Source organism: Halobacterium yunchengense (assembly GCF_037031165.1).
In the GTDB taxonomy this organism is placed as follows: Archaea; Halobacteriota; Halobacteria; order Halobacteriales; family Halobacteriaceae; genus Halobacterium; species Halobacterium yunchengense.
In genome coordinates this window covers 315,507-332,350 of record NZ_JAYEZL010000006.1, presented here as the reverse complement: position 1 = coordinate 332,350, position 16,844 = coordinate 315,507, and the positions used below count along the sequence as shown (strand labels likewise).

Below are 16,844 nucleotides of genomic sequence, written 5' to 3'. Positions count from 1 at the left end.
GGCGGGTCCGGCGTCCCCCTAACTGTTTGGAAGCGGTGCGGCGAGCGCGGCGGCCGCGTACGGGGACTGTCGCGAGGCGAAGACTGATGCCGACGGCCCGCCTCCGTCAGCGTATGGTGGAGATTCGCGCGCCCGAGGAGCGGACCTGCACTGCGTGTGGGCGCTCGGAGTACTGGGACGAGGACGCGGAGAACTGGCGGGTCGACGACGAGGTGGGCGACGTCTACTGCGTCCACGACTGGGACGTCACGGGCAGTTTCACGCCCGTCGAGAAGTAGCAGCGTCGACGGCGGACGCCTCACGCGGGAACGTATCGACCGTCGGTCCCTGGCGCCTCACGCCGGGACGTAGCGGCCGCCCCGTTCGTCGACGACGCCGCGGCCGCGCAGCGTCTTGAGGACGCTGTAGAGGGTGATTCTCGGCACGTCGAGTTCCTCGTGGAGTTCGTCGAGCGTCGCGCTCTCCCTGGTGTCGAGGTAGAGGTAGACGAGCTTCCCGCGCGGCGACTCGACTCCGGTCGGCAACTGTCGAGTAGTCATTCGTCACCCGACGAAATAAGTTCGACGATAATAAAACTGTGCTTCGACGTAAGTCGAACCGGCGGCGGAACGGCAGCGAACCGACACGGTTCGGCGCCGACCAGAACACGTACGTTGATGCCGGCGGCCCGCGAAGCCGGGGCCGTGTCGCGCCACGACCGCCTCGACCGCCACCCCACGCCCGGCGGCCACAACTCCCTGTGGCACTGGCCGGCGGCCAAGCACCCGCTGCGCGTCGCGCTCAACTACGTCGTCGTCGTGCTCGCGCGCGTCTGCCCGAGCCTCCGCGTCAAGAACTGGCTGCTGCGCCGCATCGGCGTCACCGTCGGCGACGGCGCCGCCTGGGGCCTGGAGTCCACGCCGGACGTCTTCTGGCCGGAGCGCATCACCGTCGGCGAGGACGCCGTCGTCGGCTACGACGCCACGCTGCTGTGCCACGAGTTCCTCCAGGACGAGTACCGAACCGGCGACGTCGTCCTCGGCGACCGCGCGATGGTCGGCGCCGGCGCCATCGTCCTCCCGGGCGTCACCGTCGGCGAGGACGCGCAGGTCGCCGCGAACTCCCTCGTCACCAGGGACGTCCCCCCGGGCGAGACGGTCGCCGGCGTCCCCGCGGAACCCCTCGACTACGACGACCGCGACGCCGTCGCGGACGCCGGTCAGGACGCCGCGCGCACCGACTCCGCGACCGACTCGTCGTAGCCCCCGGGCACGAACACGCCCGCCGCCGCCAGCGCCAGCAGGCACGCCACGACGCCGCCCAGCGACAGCGCGCCGACCGCTCGCAGCACCGGGTCGACGGTGACGCCCGCCACGATGGCGGCGACGCCGAACGCGAGCAGCGCCACGCCGAACGCCGACCGCGTCGCGCGGAACCGGACCGCGGCGGCGTACCAGAAGGCGCGCAACCGCGCGGCCAGCGTGGCGCCCTCGCCGGCCGCCGCCAGCGCCACCGCGAGCGCACCCGCCGCGGCGAGCACGCCGCCGAGGAACGCCAGCACGCCCGCGACCGCCAGCACGTAGATGCCGGCCGGCGGCCACACGGAGAACGACCCGGCCGCGAGCGCGACGAGCACGGCGCCCAGCGCGCCCAGGTACCGCGCCCACGACCGGCCCCTCGGCGTCCGCGCCCACGAGCGCCGAGTCGGACTCCCGACGACGACGGCGGCCACCACCGCGAGCGCGAGCACGCCACCGACCGTCGGCAGCCAGCTCCCCGCGCTCATTCGCGGACCACCACGACGCCGCGCCGGAAGACGAGGTGGTTCGGGAGCACGTACTCGCGGCTGTCCTCCTCTACGCGCGTCACGAACACGTCCACCTCCTGGACGATGCCCTCGTGGTCGCCGATGGCGACCCGGTCGCCGATGCCGTACGGCTGGCGCAACAGGAGGTAGACGCCCGCCGCCGCGCTCGTCAACAGCTGGTGGGTGGCGACGAGCGTGAACAGGATGACCGCCGCGACGTACGCCAGCAACAGCACGAGCAGCGCGCTCACCGCGACGCCGACCTGCGCGAGCGCCACCAGCGCCGCGACGTACAGGATGGTGTACTTCACGACCAGCGGCACCACGGATATCTCGGGCACCTTCACGCTGCGCAGGCGCTCGCCGACGTACAGGTGGGCCTTGTCCCCCAGGAGCACGCCGGCGAGCAACACCACCACCGCGACGACGACCGACGGCAGGAACCCCACGACGGAGTACCAGATGGCGTTCTGGACGGTCAGCTGCGCGATCTCGAGGGCCACCAGCGCCGCGAACACGTAGACGATCCACGACGTCACCCGCGCGATCATCGACACCGTCGTGCTCCCGACGTCCCGGGCCATCTTCTCGACGGTCGTCCCCTCGACGGCGTCGTCGACGCCCATCGCCAGCAGCAGGCGCTCGTTCAGTCGGCCGACGAGGTAGCCGAGCACGACGCCCGTGAAGAACACCAGCGCGGCGAGCAGGTACCGGAAGTCCGCGTCCAGCAGCGGGCTGAGGTCGACGGTCATCTCAGTACTCCTCGGGGTCGAGTTCCAGGACGAGCCCCCCTCCCTTGAACGCCCGCACCAGGCCGTCCGACTCCGAGAGCACGATGGCGACCGAGCTCGTGTCCCGCGTGATGGCGGCGGCGGCCATGTGGCGCGTGCCCAGCCCCTTCGGGACGTCGGTGCCCTCCGCGCTCGGCTCGAGGTACCGGTACGCGGAGACGATCTTCCCGGAGTCGCTGATGACGAACGCGCCGTCCAGCCGCGAGAACTCCTTGAGCATCACGTTCACGATGGGGTCGCCGACGTGGACGTGGCTCTTCTCGAAGGGGTTGTACGACAGCGGCCGGGACTTGTTCATCACCTTCCCGGCGTCCCCCACGACGAACAGCGCGCCGACGGGTTCGCCCTTCTGGCCCTTCTTCCCGAGTTCGATGACCACCTCGAAGACGTCCCGGATGACGCTCGGTTCGGCCCGCGAGTTCGCGAACAGGTCGTAGATGCCGGAGTGCCGTGACTCGTCGACCTTCGTGCGCGCGACCATGTCGACGTCGTCGCCGAACAGGGGGACCGCGCAGCCGAGGTCGTCGCCGTCCTCGACGACGCCCTCCGTGAGCGCGCCCTCGATGCCGAACCGGATGCGTCCCTTCACGTCGTCGAACGCCAGCGGCAACTCGACGAACGAGTCCGCCCCGACGGTGTTGTCCGTCGCGACGACGACGACGTCCGCGCCCTCGACGTCCTTCACGCGGTCGTAGTACGACGCGCTCGGCGAGAACACGAGCAGCGCGTCGATGTCCTCGAGGAGGTCCGCGAGGAGGTCCGGTGGCCTGGCCATTTGCCCGACAGACTCACCGCGCGCGCAAAAAGGTTAGCGGCCCGCCCACGGTCGTCGGACGTGGCCACCACAGCCGTCGAACGCGCGTCAGCCGCCGTCCCCCGCCGAATCGTCGAGTCGGCGGTGCCGACGGGTCGAAGCGCTGCTCGTCGGCCGGTCGAGTCGACGCTGCCGACCGGTCGAAGCGCGCCGTCGGCCTCACTGCGCGCGGCCGCGAAGCTCCGCAGTCACGCGCTCGGCGACGGCCGGCACCGCGTCCGCGAGGTGGACCGCGAGCGCGTACTGCCCGACGGCGTCAACGACGTCCCGCCGAGTCGGCGCGTCCGACTCGTAGTCGCGCTGGACGGACAGCGACTCGTCCCCGTCCCGCAGCTGCCAGCGCGCGCGGCGAGCGAGGACGTCCGCGACCGGCCGCGGCTCCACCGACGCCGCCCGCTCGACGGCGTCGACGGCGCGCTCCCTCGCGTCGACGACGGCGTCCGTCGACTCGGGGACGCCGTACTCGCCGTCGCGGATGGCCGCCGCCACCGGCGACATCGCCACGAGCCCGAGCAGCGTCCGCGCGCACGCCGCGACCGCCGACGCGTGGTGGCCGCGCTCGACGGCGTCCTCCGCCCGGTTCTCAGCGCCGAGGACGACCCGGCGGGCCTCCACGAACAGCCGATGGGCCGGCGTCCCGTCGAGGTCGCGCTCGAAGTCCGACGGCCGCGCGTCCACGGCGACGTACTGCTCTACCGGCCGCCGCGTCGGGTAGATGGCGCGCTCCAGGCGGCTCGCCGCCGTGCCGAGGTCGCTCCAGTACGCGTCCATCCCGTCGTCCACGTACGCGTCCCGGAGCCCGGTGGCGTCGGCCACCGCCGCGCGCGCCCGCTCGACGTCGGCTGCGACCTCGCCCGCCGCGAACACCGCCGACTGCGGGTCGGCCGGGAACCGGCGGTCGGGAACGAGGTACCGGCCGCCCGTCGCCGCCAGCGACTCCAGGCGCCGGTGGACCGCGAACGCCTCCGCGGCGGTCCGTCCGCGGTACGTCCACGCCTCCTGCAACGCCCCGAGGTCGTCCCGCACGGCGTCCCGGCGTCGCCGCAGGCGCGCCGCGTCCGCGTCCCCGCTCGCGGCGTCGTACGCTGCCCGGAGCTCCGCCGCCTCGCCGCGGTCGTACCGCAGCGAGTCCAGGTCGTAGAGGGTCGCGCCGTCCGCCGGCGCCTCGGACAGCCCGTCCGCGACCCGTTCGCGCTCGTCCGCGAGCCGACGCTCCACGGCCTCGTTCGGGAACGACACGTCGCGCGGCACGCCGTCCAGCAGCGCCCGCGCGCGCTCGACGTGCGCGTCCGCCAGTGCGTCCGGCACCGGCCCCGGATACGACGCCGGCACCGCGACCGCGGCGGGGTCGGCCACCTCGCGCAGCCGCTCGCCGTCGTACGTCACGTCGCGCCGACCGCCTCCCCCGAACGGCAGGCTCGAACAGCCCGCCAGCGCCGCGAGCCCGCTCGCCGACCCGGCGAGGAACGCCCGCCGGGACCGCCGCGTCACGACTCCCCACCCCCGTCGCGGGTCGCCGTCCCCCAGACCGGGCGCGGGTCCCGGTCGCAGCCGCTGCTCCAGCTCGACCCGTACCCCGAGGCGTCCGCCAGCGAGAACGGCACCCGGACCGCGACCGCGACGGTGTCCATCCGGTCGCGGTCGCACTCGACGTCCGCCGGCCGCAGCGACGAACACCAGTCGGTCTCGAGGCCGTCACCGTCCCGGAACACGCCGCGCAGCCGCAGCTCCGTGCACTCCCTCACCTCGCGGGCCTGCAGCAGGACCGACCACGACTCGAAGTCCGTCGCGGACGCGAACGACTCCAAGTCCGCGGCCGCGTCACCGTCGGCCGCGAACGACACCGACTCGAGGTCGTCCGGAGCGGACACGTACGCGTGAGCGGCCGCGGACCGCTCCTCGCCCTCGTCCTCGTCGCGCTCGTCGTCGCTCCGCCAGAACACCGCACCGCCGTCGGACCGCCGCACCGTCCGCACCTCGTACTCGGCGACCGGTTCGCGGTCGCCTCCCGGCGGCGACTCCTCGAACCCGCTGCTCCCGCTACTGCACCCCGCGACCGCTACCGCCGCCGCCGAACCGATGGCGTGGAGGGCACGCCGACGAGACCAATCGGGCATCCACAGCGGCTTCGCGGCGCCGCCCGAAAGTTCTTGCCACCGTTCTCCCTCACCTCGAACGGAAACTGCGCGGGACCGGATTCGAAGCGGCGGGAGAATTGCTCGCTCACTTCGTTCGCTGCGCGTTCCTCCCAGGGTTCGAATCGGCCCTGCCCTCTCACTCCAGCCGACTCGCTGCGCTCGTCGGCTTCCGTGCAGTGCGCGGGACCGGATTTGAACCGGCGGACCCCTACGGGATAGCGTCCTAAGCGCTACGCCGTTTCCTGGCTTGGCTACCCGCGCGCGTCCACCGGTACCGCCGGGAGGCAAATGAGAATTGCGCTACGCGCCGGGGACGCCGAGCGCGTGCAGCGACCCGACGCCGAGGATTGCGAGGGCGGCGAGCACGACCGTCGCGACCGCCCACGCGGCGACGCCGACGACGCCGGCGCGCAGCCACCCCACTGGGTAGCGCCACTTGATGACGGCGACCCACGCGACGAGCGCGAGCAGGCCGCCGACCAGCGGCACGCCGTCCAGGAGCGCCCACGCGACCGCGCCGAACAGCGCGGTGAGCACCGCGTCCCCGTAGTCGCCGGCGCCGACGACGTGGCTGGCGGCGACGTGGATGGCGGCGCCGCCGACGAGGAGGCTGCTGGCGAACACGACCACCGAGTCGTCCAGGACGCCGGGCCCGGCCGCGCCGGGCGTCACCGGCGCCGCGGCGGCGACCACCGACGCGAGTGTCGCGAGTGGTGACAGTGCCGTCATGTGTGGACGGAACGAGGGGGCGGACGGACTTGAAGCGTCGAGACGTTCGCGCCGACTTCACGCGACTTGTCCCGAATTCGACCGCGCCCTCGTGCGGTCCGTCCCCTCGCCGGCGAAGGTTTACGTGCGGGACGCCGTACGTAGTGGTATGTACCGGGCGGGCGACGAGGTCGACCAGCGCGCGTGGCTGGACGAACTCGAGGCGGTCGCGGACGACCTGGCGCTGGACGCGGAGGCGCGGGCGACCGCGAAGGACCTCTTCCTCTCCGCGGTGCCCGACGACGAGCGGTCGAAGCCGGCGGCGGTCGCGGCGAGCGTGTACGCGGGCGCGCTCATCGCGGGCGACCAGCGCGCCCAGACCGCGGTTGCGGACGCCGCCGGCGTCTCGCGGCTCTCCGTCCAGCAGCGCTGGAAAGACCTGCTCTCGGACGCGGGCTTCGAACCGCCGTCCTGGTGAGCGGATCGGCCCAGCAAAGATATCGTCCAGGTGAAAACTCTGCCCCCGATGAAGATGCCGTCCCGCTGAACGCGCCGGCCCGCTGAACGCGACTACTGGGGGTCGCGGCCGTCGCGGTCCGGCGTGAGGGTGCCGTGTTCGTCGATCTCGCCGCGGACGATGCGCGTCGAGGAGATGATGTCGCCGTCCTCGGCGCGGACGTGGTCGACGACCTCGATCTCGAGGGGGTCGTGGCCGCGTTCGACGCGGATGTCGTTGATGCGTTCGGCGGTCTCTCTCGTCTCCGGGGAGACGACGAGCACGTCGAACTGGGGTTCCGTGGCGATGCCGGTGGGGGCCTCGAGTTTCCGCACCTCGAAGTCCCGGCCGTGCTCGTCGGCGAGCGCCGCGAGTTCGGCCTCGAGGTCGCGCGCACGCTCCGCGAAGGGCCTGACGTAGCGGTCGACGTGGCGGGTCTGGGCGGCGAGGTCGTCGCTGGTCAACCCGACGGTGACGTCTCCGAGGTCGAACGCGCGCTCGAAGAGTTTCCGGTGGCCGTCGTGAATCGGGTCGAACGTCCCACCGAGGGCGACGTTCATGTGCCGGCGGAAGTCCCGGCGGCGTTTAGCAGTTTGGGTTCAGTCGTCGGTGCGGTCGTCGTCGTCGCCGTCGTCACCGTCGCCGTCGTCGTCACCGTCGTCGTCGTCGTCACCGTCGTCGTCGCTGGAGAGTTCGGCGTCCGCCTCCACGCCGGCCTCCACGTCGTCGACGCGGCCCTCGGCCTGGACGTCGGCGTCCAGTTCCGCGTCGCCGTCGCCGCCCTCGGCCTCGACGTCCACGTCGGCGTCGACGGCGGCCTCGGTGTCGCCGACCTCGGCCTCGACGCTGGTGCCGTCCTCGACCTCGATGCGGACGGGTTCGCTGCCGGTGTCGCCGCCCTCGTCGCGGCCGAGGTGGGCGTCGAGGTTGAACACGGTGTTCAGTTCGTCCTGCACGCGGCCGACGACGCCGCCGACGAGGTCGCTGGGCGCGATGGCCGTGTACTCGTAGGGGTTGTTGCCGGCGCCCTCGCTCTGGCGCTTGCGGCGCTCGACGACGTCCTCGTCGGCGAGTTCGGCGAGCGCCTCGCGCACGGTCGACGGGTAGAGGCCGGTGCCGTCGGCGACCTCCTCGCTGGTGCTCCAGGGGTGCTGGCGGAGGTAGACGTAGATGCGGGCGCGCGTCTCGGTGTCGAGCACCCACGAGAGGATGTCGACGACGCCCTGGTCGAAGCCGGCGACGGCGCGGTCTTTCTCCTCGCCGAGTCGGTCGCGAGCGGACCGCTGCTCGCCGTCCGTGTCGTCTGTGGGTTCCTCGGACATAGCGTTGTCTCGTTCAGGTCAAAAGCCCGAGCGACGCAAAAACCCTTCGCCGGCCGGACGCGCGGTCCACCCACGTTCAGAGGGACTCGGACAGACCCCTCACAGCACCAGCGACTCGTACAGCGCCGCCTCCCCGGACGCCTCGAGGACGCGGCGCTGCCGCCGCGCGCCCGACTCGGCGTCGTAGACGTCCCGGATGCCCGAGACGCCGAGGCGCTCGCACTCGCGGTCGACGACCTCCCCGAGGCCGAGTTCGCCGCTGGCGTCCCGGCGGACGAACGCCGCGTCGTGGCCGTGCCGGGTCGCCCGCCACTTGTTCTCGTCGAGGACCTCCCGCCGGAGCCCCGTCGACGCGTCGCTGTCCCCGAACACGCCCGGGACGCCCGGGTCGGCGGCGTCCTCGTAGCGCTCGGCGTAATCCATCACGAGGGCGTGCGTGTACTCGACGAACGCCAGGACCACCGCCGGGTCGGCCTGGGCGTCGGGCGCGCGGACCTCCACGGTGCCGTGGCCGGAGTGCGGGCGGACGTCGTACCAGAGCTCGCCCCGGTCCTCGATGCTGCCTGACTCGACCATCAGGCGCTCGAAGCGGTCGAACGCCTCGTAGGAGTCGAACGCCGTCGGCATCCCCGTGTTCGGGAGGCCCTCGAAGATCTTCGCCCGGGCGGACGCCAGCCCCGTGTCGAAGCCGTTCCAGAACGGCGAGTTCGCCGACAGCGCGAGCATCACCGGCACGTGCCAGCGCAGCTGGTTCGCGACCCACACGGCCTTGTCCGGATCGTCGACGCCGACGTGGACGTGCAGGCCCGCGGTCGTGTTCCGGTGCTGGGGGTACTGGATGCGCTCGAGCTGGGAGCGGTACCGCGGCTTCTCGGCGTGCTCGTGCTCGCGCCACCGCGCGCCCGGGTGGAGGCCCGCCGCCGCGACGCGGAAGCCGCTCGCCGCCGCGTGGTCGACCAGCGCCGCGCGCACGTCACGCACGGCCTCGGCGGCCTCGCTCACGTCGCCGAGCCGCGGCGTCTGGGTCTCCACGACGAACTTGAACAGCTCGTGGTCGAGGCGGTCCTCGAGGAGCGCGGGCGGCTCCGTCTCGTACACCAGCTCGTCGGTCCCCGCCGTCGGGACGCCGTCGTCGCCGACCACGAAGAACTCCTCCTCGACGCCGAGCGTCCCGAGTTCGGTGAACGCCTCCCGCGAACCCACGTCCATGCTGCCGGAGGTTTCCCCCGGTGGCCGTAAATAGTTCTGGAAGTCGGCGGGGATGCCGGGGTTCGCGCGCCCGCCCGGGACGCGTCCCGTCAGCGCGGCGTCGCGACCACCGCGAGGTGGTCGTCGTGGTAGGGCTCCAGGCGCCCGGTCGCCAGCACCTCGTACCCCTCGCGGAGCGCGTCGAGGACGTCGTCGAACACGTCCCCGGGGTCGGCCGTCACGTCCTCGCTGCGCGCCTTGACCGCGCCGACGAACCGGCCGTCCTCGCGGAGGAACTGGCGGTTCGCGAGCGCGACGTCGGCCTGTCCGCGCGTCGCGACGTCCTGCACGACGGCGTCCAGCCCGCTCTCCACGACGTGCGCGTACGTCTCGGGCTTCCGGGCGTCCTTCAGCAGGGGGAAGAGGTTCTCGCGAGCCTCGGCGACCGACAGGAGGTCACGCGTCGGCCGCGGCGCGAACTCCACGGCGTACGTCGGCCCGGCGAAGTCGGCGACGTGGCTGACCGTCGTGCCGTTCGCCGCGCCGAGGTAGAGCACGCGGTCGCCGCCCGACAGCCCGGTGTCCAGGCCGAGTTCGAGCGTCGCGCCGAGCTTCGACCGGTGGGGGTCCCAGCGCCGCCAGCCGTCGACGACGGGCTCGCCGTACGCCGGCTCGCCGCGCGTCGCGAGCTCCTCGCCGCCGTCGAACTCGCGCCGCCGGACGCCCTCGGGGAGGGTCACTCGGCACCACGAGCGCGGATGCGCTCGATGCGGTCGTCGAGTTCCGCTGCGAGCTCCGGCCGCAGGTCGCCCGAGTAGTGGTCGACGCGCGCCGCGATGGTCAGCTTCCCGGCGAGCGCGCGCGCCGCCGACCCCCGGTGCTCGGGGCGGGTCTCGCGGACGTAGTCGTGCGTGTAGATGACGCCGTGCTTCGGCGAGGGCGCGTGCCCGCGGAGGTGCGCGAACAGCGCGTCCTCCGCGCCGAGCACCTGCACCGTGCCGCTCGGCTGCTTCGCGAGGTCACCGAGGCCGCCCGCGAGCGCGATGAGCCGGGCGGCGAGCATCGGGCCGGCGAGGTTCGCGAGGTTCGGCGCGACGGCCGGCGCCTGCTGGGCGACGTACTCGCGGACCGCGTCCCGCTCGTCCGCGAGGGCCGCGGCGCGCCGGCAGACGCCGACCGCTCGCTCCTGGGTGGCAGTCTCCGGCTCGCGCTCGGCGACGGCGCGCGCGCCCTCGACGCCGCCCTCGACGTCGTCGAAGACGCTGCCCGCCCACTCCGTGCCGCGTTCGGCGAGCTCGTTCGCGGCGTCCGCGAGGTCCGCGGCGGCCCGGACGGCGTGGATGAGCTGCTGGTCGTCCGCGCCCTCTCGCTCGCGGACGGCCGCGCGGGTCGCGCGCAGCGTCGCCCCGCGGAGGCGCTCGTAGTACTCGTCGGTGTCGCCGGCGAACCCGGTCTCGACCGCGAGCGTCGGCCAGTCGGCGGGCGCGTCGGCGGCCCCCTCGCGCACCGCCTCGGCGGCGGCGTCGGCGTCCCCGGGGTCGACGCCCGCGAACCAGGCCGCGTCGCGGCTGTCGCGCGTGTCGGTCATCGCCCCGTGGTTCGCCCTCGCCTCGTATATGCGTTCCCGACCGCCGCTGCGGCCGCCCTCACGCGCCGCCGACCCCCCACATCACCGCGATGCCCAGCGTGGTGACGACCGCGAGCAGCAACTGCAGCGGCGCGCCGACGCGCACGAAGTCCGTGAACTCGTAGCCGCCGGGACCGTACACCATGAGGTTCGTCTGGTAGCCGACGGGCGTCATCAGGGAGGTCGCCGACGCGAACATCACGGCGAGCAGGAACGCGAACTCGTTGGCGCCGAGGCTGCGGGCGGCGTCGACCGCCACCGGGATCATCAACACGACGGTGGCGACCGGCGTGATGACGCTCGCGAGGAGGCCCGTGACGACCGCGAACAGGAAGAGGACGCCGACCAGCGGCAGCACGCGCTCGGTCGCGACCAGCGCCTCCGCGAGCACCGCCGCGCCGCCGGTCGTCTCCATCGCGAACCCGAGCGGGATGACGCCCGCCAGCAGGAACACGACGTTCCACGAGACGGCGTCGTAGGCGTCCGCCGACGACAGGCAGCCGGTGACGACCATCACGAACACGCCGGCGAGCGCGGCGACGGCGAGCGACAGCACGTCGAGGGCGGCGACGCCGACCACTCCGGCCAGCACGCCGAGCGCGATCGGCGTCTTCGGGGACAGCGGCGCGATCTCGGCGACGTCCCCCGAGACGAGGCGGTCGTAGGCGGACTCGTCGGCGACCAGCAGCTCCCGGGAGTCGTGGAAGAACGCCACCGCGTCGGGCGTCGTCCGCACGAGCAGGACGTCCCCGGGCTCGAGGGTCCGCGCGTCGACGTCCGTCCGCAGCAGGTCGCCGCCGCGGCGGATCGCGAGGACGGTCGTCCGGTGGTGGGCGCGCAGCCGCGTCTCCTCGACCGTCTCGCCGACGTACTGCGAGTCCTCCGGGACGACGGCCTTCGCGAGCGTGCCCTCTGTCGGGGCGTCCGCGAACGTCCCCTCGGTGACGTCCTCGCGCGGGCGCTGCGCGAGCGCCTCTTCGGTCGCGAGCTGGTTGATGGCCTGCAGCGTCCCGTTGACGACGAGCTCGTCGCCGGGTTCGACGCGCTGGTCGGTGTCGGGCACGCTGTACGCCTCGCCGTCACGCCGGAGCTGGAGGACGGTCACCTCGCCGGCGTGGGCTTCGTCGAACGCCGCCACCGGGACGCCGACGACCGGCGAGTCCTCGCGGACGCGCAGCACCGCGAGGTTGTCGTCGAGGTCGAACTCCTCGACGAGGTCGGCGTCCACGGGGATGCGCGCGGGCGTCAGCCGCCGCCCCACGGTCAGGAGGTACGCCGCCCCGACGAGCAGGACGACGACGCCGAGCGGCGTGAACTCGAACATGCCGATGCCGTCGCGGCCAGGGATCAGTTCGCGCGCGAAGTCGCTGGCGAGGATGTTCGTCGCGGTCCCGACGAGCGTCAGCGTGCCGCCGAGGATGGCCGCGTACGACAGCGGCAGGAGGAGCTTCGACGGCGACACGCGGCTCTGCTCGGCGAGGTCCGTGACCATCGGGATGAACACGGCGACCACGGGCGTGTTGTTCACGACGCCCGCGATGGGGCCGGTGGTGGCGACCGTCGCGGCGAGCGCGCGGAACTCGCTGCCGCGCGTGAGGTCCGCGAGCACGACGCCGAGGCGCGCCACGACGCCCGTGTTCTGGACGCCGGCGCTCAGCATGTACATCGCGACGATGGTGACCGTCGCGGGGTTCGCGAACCCCGAGATGGCGGTCTCGGCGTCGACGCCCGTCCACGGTTCCAGGACGACCAGCGCGGCGATGACGCCGATGGCGGTGACGTCGTTCGGAATCAGTTCGGAGACGAACAGCACGAGCGCCGCGAGCACGACCGCGTACACCACGAGCGCCCCGGTCGGGACCGCCGCGACTCCCATAGGTGAACGGCGTGTGACGCGCTGTTAAGTGTTGGCCCGCGAGCGCACGTCACGTCGGCTCCGGGCCGCCGCCCTCGTCCGGCTCGATGCGCCGGACGACGCCCTCGACGCCGGACGTCAGTTTCACGCGCGCTCCTTCGGGGTCCGCCGCGCCGAGGACCGCGCCGATCTCGCCCTCGATGGGGTCGTTCCCGTGGCCCTGTTCGACTACCACGTACAGTCCCGTCCGGAGTTCGTCCGGTTGCGGGTACTCGGGAGGCTCCCGGTCCGACATACGCGAGGCGTGGGTCGCCCGCCCGAAGACAGTGGTGGCCGGCAACCGGGCCGGACCTCGTTCGGGACGGCGACTGAGAGGACCACCGAGGCTGCGGCCGGCAGGACCCCTTTAAGGGGGCGGCGGGCGTGCGACCGCCCATGAGCGCGCCAGGCGGACCCGACGAGCGCCGGGACTTCTCGGACCTCTTCGACGAACTCGAGGACCTCGACGACCACGTCGCCGACGAGGAGGCCCGCGAGCAGCTCCGCGAGGTGAAGGAGCTCGCGACCGACATCCAGGACGAGAACGCGACGTTCGGCCGGGTCATCTACGGGTTCGACGTCCACGACCTCGCGGAGGCGACCCTGGGCGCACTCCTGTTCGGCATCCCGATGGCCGTCGAGGGCGGCACCAACGAGGCGGGCTCGTTTCTCGCCACCCACCCGCTCCTACTCGCCGCGAGCTTCGCCGCGACGGTCGCCATCGTCTACGGCGTCCTCTACGTCGCGGAGATCCAGGACGTCCGCGTCGCCAACCGCATCCTCGGCCTCGTCCCGCGGCGGCTCGCCGGCGTGCTCGGCGCGTCGGCGGTCACCGCGACGCTGCTGTTCACCGGCTGGGGGCGGGTCACCTGGACGGACCCCTGGGTCGCGGCCTCGACTGTCGCCGTCGCGCTCGTGCCGATGGCCATCGGCGGCGCGCTCGGCGACATCCTCCCCGGGAGCTAGCGGGCGCGACCCGGGGGAGGACCTGCGGCCGATTCGCGGGGACGGTTCGCGTCGAGGGGTCGCGGGGCCGGTTCGCGTCGCCGAAAGACAATGGTTAAAACGCGTCCGGACGCAAAACGATGGTATGAGCGAGACCGAGACCGAAGCCAAACGGGCGCGCAAGTGCGTGTCCTGTGGCATCAACATCTCCGGCACCACCGCCGCCGCGTTCAAGTGTCCGGACTGCGGCCACCAGATCTACCGGTGCTCGAAGTGCCGCAAGCAGAGCAACCTCTACGAGTGTCCCGACTGCGGGTTCCGGGGGCCGTAACGATGGGGAAAGTCGCCGCCGTCCTCAAGGTCATGCCGGAGAGCCCGGACGTCGACCTCGACGCCCTCGAGGAGCGCCTCTCGGAGTCCCTGCCGGAGGGCGCGAAGATCAACGGCGTCGAGACCGAGGAGGTCGCGTTCGGCCTCACCGCGCTGCTCACCACCGTCATCGTCCCCGACGACGCCGGCGGCACCGAGGCCGTCGAGGACGCCTTCGCGGGCGTCGAGGACGTCGAGTCCGTCAGCGTCGAGGAAGTCGGTCGTATCTAGCCGCGTTGTGCGCTGCGGGCGCGCGGAGCGCCCCTCGGCGAACTAGAACCACTCCTCTTTCGCGTCCCGCGCTACGAGCGGTCCGCCCGGTCGTCGGCCTGCACTCGCGGCCTCGCCGCTCGCGCAGTGGATCCGCCGTCCCGGGCTCGCCGAGTCGCTCGGCGGCCGGATGTGGTCCGGGGCGGGCGTTCAGTCCTCGGCGACCGGCGCGACCTCGACGTCGAACCACCAGCCGCCGTCGACGTAGTTCTCGTCCGCGAAGCGGTACGTTCCGGGCGGGTGGCAGTCCCCGCTGTCGTGGGCGGCGAGGAGGGAGAAGGTGGCGGACGCCGTCTCGCCGGCGTCGAGGGTCTCCGAGCGCATCACGGCGGGGAGCGCGACGCCGTCGGTGGCCTGCCAGCAGTCGTCCGTGGGTCCGTCCGGGACGACGTCGTCCGAGGGCGCGAGCAGGAGACTGGCGTCGCCGTCCCGCTGCTCGCCGAGAATCGTGTCCCAGGGGACCAGCGACCCGAACGTGAACTCGCGGGCCTCGTCGGCGTCGTTCGTGAACGAGACGCGGAGCCGAGCGGGCGCCTCCCTCGAGAAGTCCTCGGTGACCGCGGCGTCGACGGTGACGTCCTCGGTCGGCGGGTCGCCGGCGTCCGCGACGCGGGCGGTGTACGGGAAGCGGCCGCCGCCGCCGTCCGTGGTGGCGTCGGTCGGCTCGTCGCTCGTGGGTTCCCCGCCGGTCGTGGTCCCGTCGTCGTTCGGGTCGTCGCCGGCGCCTCGACCGGTACAGCCCGCGACCAGCGCGGTCGCCGTCGCCGCCGCCGTCGCGAGGAGGGCGCGTCGGTCCATGTGGGGACGGACGGACGGGTTACGTAAACGCTTTCTCCGGACTCAAATAACAGTTTGAGCGCTGCTCGACCCCGGGACGGGGGATTACGAGACGACGGCCATCGCCCGACGGAGGTCGGCCTTCAGGTCGTCGACGTGCTCGATGCCGACGCTCGCGCGGATGAGCGGGTCGGTGAGGCCGGCGGCCTCCCGCTCCTCTCTCGGAATCGCGGCGTGGGTCATCGCGGCCGGCTGCTCGATGAGCGACTCGACGCCGCCGAGGCTCTCGGCGAGCGTGAAGACCTCCGTCTCGGTGACGAACTCGCTGGCCTCCTCGAGCGTGGCGTCGAGTTCGAACGAGAGCATCCCGCCGAAGTCGTCCATCTGCTCGGCGGCGAGGTCGTGGTCGGGGTGGCTCTCCAGGCCCGGGTAGTAGACCTCGTCGACGCCGTCGTGGCCGTCCAGCCACTCGGCGAGCTCCCGCGCGTTCCGGCAGTGACGGTCCATGCGCACGCCGAGGCTCTTCGTCCCGCGCAACACGAGAAAGCAGTCGAAGGGACTCGGCGTCGCGCCCACGGAGTTCTGGTAGAACGCCAGCCGCTCGTCGAGGGCCTCGTCGTCGGTGACCAGGGCGCCGGCGACGAGGTCGCTGTGGCCGCCGAGGTACTTCGTGAGGCTGTGGCAGACGACGTCCGCGCCGTACTCGAGCGGGCGCTGGAGGTACGGCGTCGCGAACGTGTTGTCGACCGCGCAGAGCGCGCCGTGCTCGTGGGCGATGTCCGCGAGCGCGTCCACGTCGTTGACGTTCATCAGGGGGTTCGTCGGCGTCTCCACCCAGACGAGTTCGGTCGACTCGCGCATCGCCGCCCGCACCGCGTCGTGGTCGGTGGTGTCCACGAAGTCGAACTCGAGGTCGTAGTCCTCGTACACCTGCGTGAAGATGCGGTGAGTGCCGCCGTAGACGTCGTTGCCGGCGACGACGTGGTCGCCCGCGTCGAGGAGGTTCAGGACGGTGTTGATGGCGCCCATCCCCGAAGCGAACGCGCGGCCGTACTCGCCGCCCTCGAGGCTCGCGAGGTTCGCCTCCAGGTCGGTGCGCGTCGGGTTGCCCGTCCGCGAGTACTCGTAGCCGCGGTGGTCGCCGGGCGCGTCCTGGGCGTACGTGGAGTTCGCGTAGATGGGCGTCATCAGCGCGCCCGTCTCCGCGTCGGGGTCCTGGCCGGCGTGGATGGCGCGCGTCTCGAAGCGCTGGTCGTCGTCGCTCATGCGGGAGGCGACGGCGGCCCGCGAGTTAGGTCTGTTCGTTCGAGGGTTCGGCCGCGGCCTCAGATGACGTCGTCCGGGTCGTGGGCCTCGCGCATCCGCTGGGCCTCGGCGGCGTACTGCTCGCGCTGGTCGGGGTCAGAGACGGCGCCGAGGTTCTCGGGGTCGGCGTCGACGGCGGCGGTCGTGTCCCGGGTGTCCGAGAAGCTGGTGAGCGCGCGCTCCTTCCGGAAGTACCGCCGGCCGTCCGGCGTCGCGTACGTGAGGATGACGATGTTCTGCTCGTCGTCGGAGTACGTGCGTTCGACCAGCCACACGCGGACCGCGTCCTCGCTGGGCATGTACGGGCCGACTCGCGGCGGCGAGTTAGGTATTGTGAGTCGGCCGGCCGCGTCCCGGGCCCCGTGTGCCCACACGCGAGTGCTCGCGGCGACGGGCGAGCGACAGGGTTTTTCG

The 16,844-nt window shown here is 72.7% G+C and carries 23 protein-coding genes and 1 tRNA gene; 6 read left to right on the top strand and 18 right to left on the bottom strand.

All coding sequences use genetic code 11. The annotated features are described in order from the left end of the window. The first annotated feature begins 113 nt into the window (after positions 1 to 113). Positions 114 to 278, top strand: a complete 165-nt coding sequence (locus U5911_RS16015; protein WP_336038062.1) for an HEWD family protein — start codon at positions 114 to 116, stop codon at positions 276 to 278. Between the two features lie 57 nt (positions 279 to 335). Here the strand turns inward: U5911_RS16015 and U5911_RS16010 are convergent, their stop codons facing one another. Beyond that, positions 336 to 539 (bottom strand): helix-turn-helix domain-containing protein, encoded by a 204-nt coding sequence (locus tag U5911_RS16010; protein ID WP_336038061.1) that lies wholly within the window; start codon positions 537 to 539, stop codon positions 336 to 338. 117 nt (positions 540 to 656) lie between these two features. Here U5911_RS16010 and U5911_RS16005 point away from each other — a divergent pair, with 117 nt between their 5' ends. Further along, a complete protein-coding gene (locus U5911_RS16005; protein ID WP_336038060.1) occupies positions 657 to 1,241 on the top strand; it encodes an acyltransferase in 585 nt (194 codons plus the stop codon). Here U5911_RS16005 and U5911_RS16000 read toward each other — a convergent pair. The 7 genes from U5911_RS16000 to U5911_RS15970 all read right to left on the bottom strand — a co-directional run bounded on the left by U5911_RS16000 (position 1,199) and on the right by U5911_RS15970 (position 6,258). Then, a complete protein-coding gene (locus U5911_RS16000; RefSeq protein WP_336038059.1) occupies positions 1,199 to 1,765 on the bottom strand; it encodes a hypothetical protein in 567 nt (188 codons plus the stop codon). The genes U5911_RS16005 and U5911_RS16000 overlap by 43 nt on opposite strands. Then, positions 1,762 to 2,538 carry a mechanosensitive ion channel domain-containing protein gene (locus tag U5911_RS15995; RefSeq protein WP_336038058.1) on the bottom strand — a complete coding sequence of 259 codons (777 nt, stop codon included), beginning with the start codon at positions 2,536 to 2,538 and terminating at the stop codon, positions 1,762 to 1,764. Before U5911_RS15995 ends, U5911_RS16000 begins: the two co-directional genes overlap by 4 nt. 1 nt (position 2,539) lies before the next feature. Continuing rightward, the gene (gene dacZ, locus U5911_RS15990; RefSeq protein ID WP_336038057.1) at positions 2,540 to 3,352 is read right to left on the bottom strand and encodes a diadenylate cyclase DacZ; all 813 of its coding nucleotides are present in this window, start codon (positions 3,350 to 3,352) and stop codon (positions 2,540 to 2,542) included. 198 nt (positions 3,353 to 3,550) lie between these two features. Then, positions 3,551 to 4,882 carry a hypothetical protein gene (locus tag U5911_RS15985; protein ID WP_336038056.1) on the bottom strand — a complete coding sequence of 444 codons (1,332 nt, stop codon included), beginning with the start codon at positions 4,880 to 4,882 and terminating at the stop codon, positions 3,551 to 3,553. Beyond that, positions 4,879 to 5,508 (bottom strand): hypothetical protein, encoded by a 630-nt coding sequence (locus U5911_RS15980; protein WP_336038055.1) that lies wholly within the window; start codon positions 5,506 to 5,508, stop codon positions 4,879 to 4,881. The genes U5911_RS15985 and U5911_RS15980 overlap by 4 nt, the downstream gene beginning before the upstream one ends. A 198-nt stretch (positions 5,509 to 5,706) precedes the next feature. Further along, positions 5,707 to 5,790 (bottom strand) — tRNA-Leu (locus tag U5911_RS15975). Between the two features lie 39 nt (positions 5,791 to 5,829). Further along, complete coding sequence (locus U5911_RS15970; RefSeq protein ID WP_336038054.1) at positions 5,830 to 6,258, bottom strand: hypothetical protein; 429 nt, start codon at positions 6,256 to 6,258, stop codon at positions 5,830 to 5,832. Positions 6,259 to 6,406: 148 nt separating this feature from the next. On the opposite strand from U5911_RS15970, the gene U5911_RS15965 reads away from it, so the two are divergent. After that, the gene (locus U5911_RS15965) at positions 6,407 to 6,715 is read left to right on the top strand and encodes a transcription initiation factor IIB family protein (protein WP_336038053.1); all 309 of its coding nucleotides are present in this window, start codon (positions 6,407 to 6,409) and stop codon (positions 6,713 to 6,715) included. A 92-nt stretch (positions 6,716 to 6,807) separates the two neighbouring features. On the opposite strand, the gene U5911_RS15960 is transcribed toward U5911_RS15965, so the two are convergent. From U5911_RS15960 to U5911_RS15930, 7 genes are all read right to left on the bottom strand, one after another. Next, entirely contained in the window at positions 6,808 to 7,293 is a 486-nt protein-coding gene (locus tag U5911_RS15960) for a phosphopantetheine adenylyltransferase (RefSeq protein ID WP_336038052.1), read from the bottom strand. 39 nt (positions 7,294 to 7,332) lie between these two features. Next, positions 7,333 to 8,055: a winged helix-turn-helix domain-containing protein gene (locus U5911_RS15955; RefSeq protein WP_336038051.1), complete on the bottom strand. Its 723-nt coding sequence runs from the start codon at positions 8,053 to 8,055 to the stop codon at positions 7,333 to 7,335. Positions 8,056 to 8,154: 99 nt separating this feature from the next. Beyond that, positions 8,155 to 9,264, bottom strand: coding sequence for a glutamate--cysteine ligase (locus tag U5911_RS15950; RefSeq protein ID WP_336038050.1), 1,110 nt, complete (start codon positions 9,262 to 9,264; stop codon positions 8,155 to 8,157). 89 nt (positions 9,265 to 9,353) lie between these two features. Further along, complete coding sequence (locus U5911_RS15945) at positions 9,354 to 9,983, bottom strand: fibrillarin-like rRNA/tRNA 2'-O-methyltransferase (protein ID WP_336038049.1); 630 nt, start codon at positions 9,981 to 9,983, stop codon at positions 9,354 to 9,356. After that, on the bottom strand, positions 9,980 to 10,831 hold the full coding sequence (locus U5911_RS15940) for an NOP5/NOP56 family protein (protein ID WP_336038048.1): 852 nt from the start codon (positions 10,829 to 10,831) through the stop codon (positions 9,980 to 9,982). Before U5911_RS15940 ends, U5911_RS15945 begins: the two co-directional genes overlap by 4 nt. A gap of 58 nt (positions 10,832 to 10,889) precedes the next feature. Continuing rightward, positions 10,890 to 12,746: an SLC13 family permease gene (locus U5911_RS15935; RefSeq protein ID WP_336038047.1), complete on the bottom strand. Its 1,857-nt coding sequence runs from the start codon at positions 12,744 to 12,746 to the stop codon at positions 10,890 to 10,892. Between the two features lie 49 nt (positions 12,747 to 12,795). Further along, positions 12,796 to 13,020 (bottom strand): hypothetical protein, encoded by a 225-nt coding sequence (locus U5911_RS15930; protein WP_336038046.1) that lies wholly within the window; start codon positions 13,018 to 13,020, stop codon positions 12,796 to 12,798. A 140-nt stretch (positions 13,021 to 13,160) separates the two neighbouring features. Here U5911_RS15930 and U5911_RS15925 point away from each other — a divergent pair, with 140 nt between their 5' ends. The 3 genes from U5911_RS15925 to U5911_RS15915 all read left to right on the top strand — a co-directional run bounded on the left by U5911_RS15925 (position 13,161) and on the right by U5911_RS15915 (position 14,309). Further along, positions 13,161 to 13,730 (top strand): DUF2391 domain-containing protein, encoded by a 570-nt coding sequence (locus U5911_RS15925; protein WP_336038045.1) that lies wholly within the window; start codon positions 13,161 to 13,163, stop codon positions 13,728 to 13,730. 124 nt (positions 13,731 to 13,854) lie between these two features. Further along, positions 13,855 to 14,040, top strand: coding sequence for an HVO_2753 family zinc finger protein (locus U5911_RS15920; protein ID WP_336038044.1), 186 nt, complete (start codon positions 13,855 to 13,857; stop codon positions 14,038 to 14,040). A gap of 2 nt (positions 14,041 to 14,042) precedes the next feature. Then, a complete protein-coding gene (locus U5911_RS15915) occupies positions 14,043 to 14,309 on the top strand; it encodes an elongation factor 1-beta (RefSeq protein WP_336038043.1) in 267 nt (88 codons plus the stop codon). A 189-nt stretch (positions 14,310 to 14,498) separates the two neighbouring features. Here U5911_RS15915 and U5911_RS15910 read toward each other — a convergent pair whose 3' ends face one another. From U5911_RS15910 to U5911_RS15900, 3 genes are all read right to left on the bottom strand, one after another. Next, on the bottom strand, positions 14,499 to 15,146 hold the full coding sequence (locus U5911_RS15910) for a hypothetical protein (RefSeq protein WP_336038042.1): 648 nt from the start codon (positions 15,144 to 15,146) through the stop codon (positions 14,499 to 14,501). 84 nt (positions 15,147 to 15,230) lie between these two features. Then, the gene (locus U5911_RS15905) at positions 15,231 to 16,391 is read right to left on the bottom strand and encodes a cystathionine gamma-synthase (protein WP_336038041.1); all 1,161 of its coding nucleotides are present in this window, start codon (positions 16,389 to 16,391) and stop codon (positions 15,231 to 15,233) included. Positions 16,392 to 16,450: 59 nt separating this feature from the next. Continuing rightward, positions 16,451 to 16,729, bottom strand: a complete 279-nt coding sequence (locus tag U5911_RS15900) for a DUF7967 family protein (RefSeq protein WP_336038040.1) — start codon at positions 16,727 to 16,729, stop codon at positions 16,451 to 16,453. Positions 16,730 to 16,844 lie beyond the last annotated feature (115 nt).